Source organism: Micromonospora phytophila (genome assembly GCF_023656545.1).
In the GTDB taxonomy this organism is placed as follows: domain Bacteria; phylum Actinomycetota; class Actinomycetes; order Mycobacteriales; family Micromonosporaceae; genus Micromonospora; species Micromonospora phytophila.
In genome coordinates, this window is sequence record NZ_JAMOKF010000569.1 from 1 (window position 1) to 2,015 (window position 2,015).

The 2,015-nt window shown below is 74.0% G+C and carries 3 protein-coding genes; 2 read left to right on the forward strand and 1 reads right to left on the reverse strand.

All coding sequences use genetic code 11. The features are described from left to right. Window positions 1-397: VOC family protein (locus NCC78_RS31310; protein WP_250799039.1), on the reverse strand; the 397-nt coding region annotated here is incomplete at its 3' end. Between the two features lie 191 nt (window positions 398-588). Between NCC78_RS31310 and NCC78_RS31315 the strand changes: the two genes are divergently transcribed. Beyond that, window positions 589-738 carry a hypothetical protein gene (locus tag NCC78_RS31315; RefSeq protein WP_167183181.1) on the forward strand — a complete coding sequence of 50 codons (150 nt, stop codon included), beginning with the start codon at window positions 589-591 and terminating at the stop codon, window positions 736-738. 7 nt (window positions 739-745) lie between these two features. Continuing rightward, on the forward strand, window positions 746-2,015 hold a 1,270-nt coding region (locus NCC78_RS31320), incomplete at its 3' end, for a class I SAM-dependent methyltransferase (RefSeq protein WP_250799040.1).

The following is a 2,015-nucleotide window of genomic DNA, read 5'->3' on the forward strand; positions in this document are numbered from 1 at the left end:
ACTCCTGCGGCAGCGGGGCGAACAGGTCCACCCCGTTGCCGTCCGGGTCGTGCAGCACGGCGTACCGCTGCCCCCAGAAGGCGTCCCACGGCTTGAGGTGACCGTGGTGGCCGGCGTCGGTGAGCGCCGCGTACCAGCGGTCGACCTCGGCGGGGTCGGCGCACCGGAAGGCGAGGTTGGCCCGGGGGCTGCCGGTGGGCGGCGTCCAGTCCGGGTCGAAGGAGCGGACCGTCTCGACGGTGTCCCAGGCCAGCCGCACACCGCCGGGCAGGGTCACCTCCACGTGCGGCTCGGCCTCGGCACCGGGCGGGATCTGCACCCCCAGCCGACGGTAGAAGTCGAGCGTGCGGGCCATGTCGGTGGTGGCCATCCCGATCAGGTCGAAGCGAGGTGTCATGGCCGCCACGCTAGGCGCGGCGGCGGACGGCCGTCTTGAACGAAACGGACGGGCGGAGGAGTGCCGGTGTGGCCTCCGCGGCGGCGGCGAGCAGCGTACGGTGTCAGACAAGTCCGGCTTTCTGGGTCAAAAGCCTCATGGCTGCCTGCCCCAGGACGCCGGCGTCGAGACGGTGAGGGAAGGAGCGGTCGGTGAACCATCTGGCCTACCTGGACGCGGGATCGGGGAGTCTGATCGTGCAGGCGGTGGTCGGCGGGGTGGCCGGCGCCGCGGTCGCGGCCAAGCTCTACTGGCGACGGCTGGTCGACCGCTTCCGCCGCCAGCCCACCGATCAGCGCTGACCCGTCGATGGCCCTCTCCCACAGCGGCCTGCGCGGCGAGCCGGGATCGTTCCGCGACCCGGCCAACCGGATCTTCCACCTCGGCGACGACGTGCTGCGCGGGCTGGACGAGCAGGCCGCACTCCAGTGGCGCGCCCTGGCCGCCAGCGACTTCTTCCCGCCCCTGCTCGCCGCCGGCAAGGTCTGCGGCACCGAGGTGGCCGAGCCGGCGCTGCTGCCGTCGGGCGACGGATGGGCCGCCGTGCTCCGCCACGAGCGCATCCCGTTCGTCTCGCACCCGTACGAGTGGTCCTTTGGCATGCTGCGCGACGCCGCGCTGCTGCACCTGGAGATCGTCCGGGCGGCGCTGCCGGCCGGCTTCACCACCAAGGACGGCTCGGCTTACAACCTGCAGTGGCGGGGCGCGCAGCCGGTCTTCATCGACGTCGGCTCCTTCACTCCGGTGCGCGACGGCGAGCCGTGGGCCGGTTACCGGCAGTTCTGCCAGACGCTGCTCTACCCGCTGCTGCTCGGCGCCCACCTCGGGCTGGACTTCCAGCCCTGGCTGCGCGCCCGGGTCGACGGGATCGAACCGGACGAGATGCGCCCGCTCTTCCGGGGCGCCCGCCGCCTGCTGCCCGGCGTGCTCACCCACGTGCACCTGCACGGTGCGATGCAGAGCCGCAACGCCGGGGCGAGCACCACCGACGTCCGGGCCCAACTGCGCGCCGCCGGCTACTCCCGCGAAATGGCGCTGGCCACCGTGCGCGGCATCGAGAAGCTGGTCCGCCGCCTCGACCGGCCGCCGGCGGCCAGCCACTGGGCGGACTACCAGCGCACCTGCGCCTACACGGCGGACGACCGGGCCGCGAAGGAACGCTTCGTCGCCGAGGCGATGGTCGGCGGGCCGCGTCCCCGCCTCGTGCTCGACCTGGGCGCCAACGACGGCCGGTACGCCCGCCTCGCTGCCCGGCACGCCGACTACGTGGTCGCGGTGGAGCAGGACCCGACCGTGGTCGACGAGCTCTACCGCGCGCTGCGCGCGGAGGGGGAGCGGCGCATCCTGCCGCTGGTGATGGACCTCGCCGACCCGTCCCCGGGCGGCGGCTGGCGGGGCGTCGAGCGGGCCTCGTTCGCCGACCGGGCCGACGCCGACGTGGTGCTCGCCCTCGCCGTCGTGCACCACCTCGCGATCGGACGCAACGTGCCGCTGCCCGAGGTGGTGGACTGGCTCGTCGGCCTCGCCGCCCCGGGCGGCCGGATCGTGGTGGAGTTCGTGCACCCCGAGGACCCGATGG